The following is a 6,998-nucleotide window of genomic DNA, read 5'->3' as shown; positions in this document are numbered from 1 at the left end:
TGGTCATTACATTGAGGTGCAATGTATTTTTGAAGGCCATAACCGCCTTGCTTTGGTCTACGTAGACAAGCTGACCTTGACCGATAACGGTGGAGGTCATATTCCGATTGCTGTCCTTCAAGTATTTAATGACATTAGACTGTATATTTCGATACTCTTGAGCAGACAAGATTTGATCACTAATGATAGCCTGTGTACTAATACCTTTTTTACCTCGACCTTTGGCTTGATTTCTAGCAGGTCGTTCTGGTGCACTACTTGTAGTTGGAGGTGGTGCCATACCAACGCCGCCCATTGGAGGCGGAGCCATACCTACTCCATTCATAGGAGGCGGTGTGCTACCTGGTAATCCCATCGGTGGAGGCGTCATACCTACACTCGCAGGTGGCGGTGTCATGCCTACACCACTTGGAGGAGGCACAGTACCAACAGTACTAGTTTGAGCGCTACTCATGGAAGCATTCTGCACAGCCGCATGATCTACAGGAACAAAGCTATTTGCATAGCCACTAGGCGGACCGAATGCATTGGCACCATAAGCAGGCGTAGAAGCCACTGGACCTCGTTGCTCTAATTGAGCCATGCGGTTCAATAAATCGTTACGCTCAGACCGTTCTGAAGACTCTAATGCATATACGCGGTCTTCTAGGCTTTCATCAACAGAACCTAATTTAGCACATAAAACGAGTAAGCCCATTTCGATGATGGTTCGTGGATTATCCACTTGTTTTGCATCATTCATGATGGATTGAGCACTGCGCACATATTGGTTAAGCTCATTAAAATCGATGCTTTCAGCTTGAGCTAAAAACTCATCTTTAAAGGCATCATATACCTTGAGCTCATCCGCATCAGGAGCAACCTTGCCAACAAGCAAGGCACGCACGTGCTGAATGAGGGCTTCCATAATCTGCGTTGCATCGCGACCTTCTGATAACGCATCGTGAATATAGGACAGTAATTTGGGGCCATCCCCATTACGTAAGGCATCTAAGAAATGAATGATCCATTCCTTGCTAACAAGGCCAATCAATTCTTCTACTACTTGAGGTGTAATAGTACCTGTTGCCATACCAGCACATTGGTCTAAGATACTCAACGCATCACGCAAACCGCCATCTGCATGAACTGCGATGAGCTGTGCCGCTGCTGGATCTAAGCCAAAGCCTTCTTGTTCCGCTACATAGGATAAGCGCTGAGCGATATCGTCAGACGTAATCCGTCTAAAGGTGTATCGCTGACAACGAGATACGATAGTAACAGGTAACTTTTCAATTTCTGTAGTAGCGAAGATAAACATAACGTGAGCCGGCGGCTCTTCGATAGTTTTTAAAAGCGCATTCCACGCTTCGGTCGTAAGCATGTGGGCTTCGTCGATGATGAACACCTTTTTACGGCCCTCAACAGGCATGAATTTGACACTTTCACGAAGGGCACGAACCTCATCGATACCACGATTGGATGCGGCGTCGATTTCAAGAACGTCCATGGACTGACCGCTCAAAATCGATTTACAAGCACTACACTCGTTACAAGGATGATCCGTTGGCCCATGCTCACAGTTGATAGCGCGTGCAAAAATCTTGGCCATACTCGTTTTACCAGTTCCGCGCGGACCAGCAAACAAATACGCATGAGCTACCTTATCCTCGCGGATAGCGCGCATCAACGTATCCGATACTTGATGCTGACCAACCACATCGGTAAAGGTCTGCGGACGGTACTTACGATATAACGCAATATATGCCATTGGAACACCCCCTTTTTCCGAAAATTACAATACTTTATTATACCATATTCACAAAAATCTGACTCATTTTATAGAATTCTATAAGTAATTTATCCTCGCTGTTCCCATCTATCAATTAGACATAAAAAAAGCGGCCCCTCAGGCCGCCTTGCAATATTCGATCACGACAGCCCCCGGGTTCCCCGTGGCACATGAAGGTTACCGCTTAGTGCTGCTACCTCTCAGTCCTGACACGATTCACAGGCCCCCATTGCACAGGCCCGAGAACTGCCATGATCCAATATTGCAATACAAATATTATACATGAAAATGCCTCTATAGTCAAAGCTATAGAGGCATTTCATATGTCTTATCTAAAGGATATTCAATTAGATTAGAAATTATTTTGCATATTTTTCTTTGAATGCAGCTAATTGAGCTTCTTCCAAGGATAAGCCTTGTTCTTTATAGCGTTCAATAGCAGCGTGCATTTCTTCATATGCTACAGGTACAACTTTTGTAAATCTGTTTACAAAGTTATTCCAGTTTTCAAGGATGTGACGGCCTTTAGCGGAATTAGTATGCAATACGTGTTGTTCTACTAATTCTTTAATGCGTTTAAGGTCATCATTATTAGCAGGACGTAATTCTACTAGACCTGTGTTTACATAACGTTCATCGCAATCGAGGATGTACGCATAGCCACCGGACATACCTGCTGCGAAGTTACGACCAATTTTGCCAAGTACAAGCACTTCGCCACCAGTCATGTATTCACAACCATGGTCGCCTACACCTTCTACAACAGCTGTGATACCACTGTTACGAACGGCGAAACGTTCACCAGCTACACCATTGATGTAGGATGTACCAGATGTAGCACCATAGAAGGCAACATTACCGATAAGGATGTTTTCATCAGCTTCAAAGATGGATTTCTTAGGTGGATATACAGTGATAGTACCACCGGATAAGCCTTTACCGAGGTAATCATTCGCATCCCCTTCAAGTTCTAATGTCATACCTTTAGGAATGAAAGCACCGAAGGATTGACCAGCAGAACCTTCAAAGTTCAATTTGATTGTGTTATCTGGCAAGCCGCTTTCACCATAACGACGTGTTACCTCAGAACCAACCAAAGTACCTACTACACGGTTAATATTATTGATAGCCAATTTAGCGCGGATAGGTTTTTGATCTTCGATAGCAGGACGACACATACGCAAGAGTTTGGACATATCCAATGTGCGTTCCAATTCGTGATCTTGGTCAACCATATGCATATGACCTACAGATGCATCGATGTATGGGTGGAACAATACGCGTTTAAGGTCAACGCGAGACAATTTGAAGTTATCGTCTTGAGATTTTTGACGAACAAGATCGATACGGCCTACCAGCTCAGCTACGGAACGAATGCCTAAACGAGCCATGATTTCACGCAATTCACGAGCGATGAAGATCATCAAGTTTTCTACATACTCAGGTTTACCTGTGAAACGAGCACGCAATTTTTCGTCTTGTGTAGCAACGCCGTAAGGGCATGTGTTGAGGTTACATACACGAGCCATTTTACAGCCTACAGCAACGAGTGGTAATGTACCGAAGCCGAATAACTCAGCGCCAAGCATAGCCGCAACAGCTACATCGAAACCAGTCATCAACTTGGAGTCTACTTCCAATTTAACACGGTCACGCAATCTGTTGAGCATCAATGTTTGATGAGTTTCGGACAAACCTAATTCCCAAGGCACACCAGCATGTTTTACAGATGTACGACCTGCCGCACCTGTACCACCATCGTAACCAGAGATTAAGATATTATCTGCTTTTGCTTTCGCAACGCCAGCCGCGATAGTACCAACGCCTGCTTCAGATGTTAATTTAACGGAAATACGAGCATCTTTGTTAATGCATTTCAAATCGTAAATCAACTCTGCCAAGTCTTCGATGGAGTAAATATCGTGATGTGGTGGTGGAGATACGAGTTCTACGCCAGGAGTGGAGTGACGAGCTTTCCCGATTTCAGGGTATACTTTTTTACCTGGTAATTGACCACCTTCACCTGGTTTAGCACCTTGTGCACATTTGATTTGCAATTCTTTTGCATGAATGAGGTAGTTTGCAGTTACACCGAAACGACCAGATGCAATTTGTTTTACTTCAGAGTTCATGCTGTCGCCGTTTGGCAATGGTTTGAAGCGAGCTACATCTTCGCCGCCTTCACCAGAGTTAGATGTAGAGCCAAGGCGGTTCATAGCGATAGCAATCGCTTCATGCGCCTCTTTACTGATAGCACCATAACTCATAGCGCCCGCTTTAAAGCGTTTTACAATAGATTCTTCTGGTTCAACCTCTTCAATAGGAATCCCGCCACCTACTGGGTAGTTCAATTCCATCAAAGAGCGCAATGTAACGTGGTAATCATTGCGAATCGCTTTAGAATACTCTTTATATTTAGCGTAGTCGCCATTGATAAGGGATTCTTGTAAAAGATCGATAGTCTTAGGGTTAAACAAATGCTCTTCCCCATCTTTTACAGGACCATACCAACCGCCTGGTTCGAGTACAGTTTCGTCGGATTTGAAAGCACGTTCGTAACGAGCTAAAGCTTCGTGTGCTACACCGCCAAGACCGATGCCACCAATACGTGTTGGGGTATTTACGAAGAACTTGTTGATGAAGTTAGTATTCAAGCCCAAAGCTTCGAAGATTTGTGCACCATGATAAGAACGTACTGTAGAAATACCCATTTTGGACATAACCTTCATGATACCACCCACAGCTGCTTTGATGTAGTTCTTTTCTGCTTGTTCAGGAGTAATATCGCCAAGGCGTTTACGAGCTTGTAAATCACGTACGGTTTCAAGCGCTAAGTATGGGTTGATGGCTGTTACACCATAACCAATTAATGTACAGAAGTGATGAACTTCGCGTGGTTCACCAGATTCGAGGATAAGACCAATTTCTGTGCGCAATACTTTTCTAATTAAGTGATTATGAACAGCTGCTACAGCTAACAACGCTGGAATTGGTGCATGATTTTCATCGACTCCACGGTCGGATAAAATCAATACATTTTGCTCTGTACGTGCTGCTTCTTCTGCTTTTTCGCACAATTCATTCAACGCATCACGCAAGCCATCCGCACCCTTAGTTGGGTCGAAGAGGATTGGCAATGTAACAGATTTCATGCGACGGCAATCAAGAGCCTTAATGGACGCCAATTCTTGATTTGTAAGGATTGGGGTACGCATGGACAACGCATAAGTACCAGCTTTATTAGGGTCTGTTAAGTTACCAGAGTTACCAAGCATAACGCGTGTAGATGTAACCATTTCCTCACGAATAGAATCGATTGGAGGATTTGTTACTTGCGCGAACATTTGCTTAAAGTAGCTGTATAACAATTGTGGTTTATCAGACAAGATAGCAAGTGGAGCATCGGCACCCATTGCACCTACAGGGTCTTTACCATCTTTCGCCATAGGTACGATCATACGCACAAGATCTTCTTGAGTATAACCAAAGGCTTGTTGCTTTTTGAACAAATCGTCTACTTTTGGAATATCGCTTTCATCAGCTTGCGTAATTTCAGACAAGTGGATAACGTGCTCTTTTACCCATTCATCATACGGCAATTCAGTAGCAACGCGTTGTTTGATTTCTTCGTCGGAAATAATGCGTTGTTCCTCTGTATCGATGAGAAGCATTTTGCCCGGTTCCAAACGACCTTTAGCGCGAATATTTTCAGCATTTTCGTTTACTACACCCACTTCGGACGCCATGATAACGCGATCATCAGTTGTTACATAGTAACGAGCAGGACGCAAACCATTACGGTCAAGTACGCCACCGATAACAGTACCATCAGTGAAGCCCATAGCGGCAGGACCATCCCATGGTTCCATCATGAAGCTATTGAACTCATAGAAGTCATGTTTTTCTTGGCTCATGAGATTATTGCGTTCCCAAGGTTCAGGAATCATCATCATAATCGCATGAGGCAAGGAACGACCTGTCATGTGCAAGAATTCCAAAGTATTGTCGAACATAGCAGAGTCAGAACCGCTGTCATCTACTACAGGGAATACCTTTTTAATATCTGGGAATAATGGAGATTCTGCTTTACCTTCACGAGCATTGATCCAGTTTACGTTACCACGGATTGTGTTGATTTCACCATTATGCACTAAGAAACGGTTAGGATGCGCCCGAGCCCAGCTTGGGAATGTATTCGTACTGAAACGAGAGTGAACCATAGCCAATGCAGATGTAAAGTCAAGGTCACTCAAATCAAGGTAGAAGTCACGCAATTGACCAGGTGTTAACATACCTTTATATACGATTGTTTTAGAGGACAAGGATGCAATATAGAAATCACTAGATAATTCCTTGCTCAATGGAACAATGCGTTTTTCTGCTAATTTACGAATAATATATAATTTACGTTCAAATTCTTTATTATTAGTTACGTCTGGGCCTTTACCGATGAGGATTTGAATCATCCAAGGGCGAATAGCAGCTGCTTCTTTACCAACCTTTGTACCATCTACTGGTACTTCACGCCAACCAAGAACAACTTGACCTTCTTCGCGTACAACCTCTTCAAAAATGCGTTTTTGCTCGTTACGGAGGCTTTCATATTTATGGGCAAAGACCATACCTACGCCGTACTCACCAGCTGCAGGCAAGTTGATACCAAGCACTTCGCATTCGCGTTTAAAGAACTCATGAGGAATTTGTACCAAAATACCGGCACCATCCCCTGTGTCCTTATCGGCACCAGCACCACCACGGTGTTCAAGGCGCTCTAAAATACGCAAACCATTATCGATAATATCGTGGGATTTTTTACCTTTAATATTAACGACAAAGCCCATGCCGCACGCATCCTTTTCAAATTGGCTGCTGTACATACCATTAGCTTCGAGTCTAGCTTGATCTAGACGTTGTTGCTCGATTGTGCTCTGATTCATATCCATAACGTGCACTCCTTCATATCACTTGATCATCCCAAGCGCTGCGGCATCGTTCCGTTCGGTCTTGGTGAAAGTATAAACTATAAACTACCTCTAAAGAATCCATTCTGTAGTGATATTATCGGCTGTGACCGTCCATAACCTCATCTAAGTTTTAAATTCTATAGAATTTTTGTCTATACATAGTATACTCCTGTCCACTGTGAATTGAAAATATAAAAAAAACATAGTCTATGACTTTAAGTCATAGACTATGCATTTTTATCACTATTGTTTTTTGTATACAC

The 6,998-nt window shown here is 43.4% G+C and carries 2 protein-coding genes and 1 other RNA gene; all 3 read right to left on the bottom strand.

Annotated elements, in window-relative coordinates; translation table 11 throughout:
- The coding region (gene dnaX, locus QZ334_RS06010) for a DNA polymerase III subunit gamma/tau (protein ID WP_295232775.1) at positions 1-1,750 on the bottom strand (1,750 nt) is incomplete at its 3' end.
- 167 nt (positions 1,751-1,917) lie between these two features.
- Positions 1,918-2,017: signal recognition particle sRNA small type (gene ffs, locus QZ334_RS06005), an RNA gene on the bottom strand.
- A 113-nt stretch (positions 2,018-2,130) separates the two neighbouring features.
- Positions 2,131-6,714: a glutamate synthase large subunit gene (gene gltB / locus QZ334_RS06000; protein ID WP_295232772.1), complete on the bottom strand. Its 4,584-nt coding sequence runs from the start codon at positions 6,712-6,714 to the stop codon at positions 2,131-2,133.
- Positions 6,715-6,998 lie beyond the last annotated feature (284 nt).

The organism is Veillonella sp. (assembly GCF_019414865.1).
GTDB lineage: Bacteria > Bacillota > Negativicutes > Veillonellales > Veillonellaceae > Veillonella.
This window is presented reverse-complemented; position numbering and strand designations above follow the sequence as displayed.

Bases quoted from the DNA above. Each gene is read 5' to 3' on its own strand.
- gltB (WP_295232772.1), bottom strand. From the start codon at position 6,714: ATGGATATGAATCAGAGCACAATCGAGCAACAACGTCTAGATCAAGCT.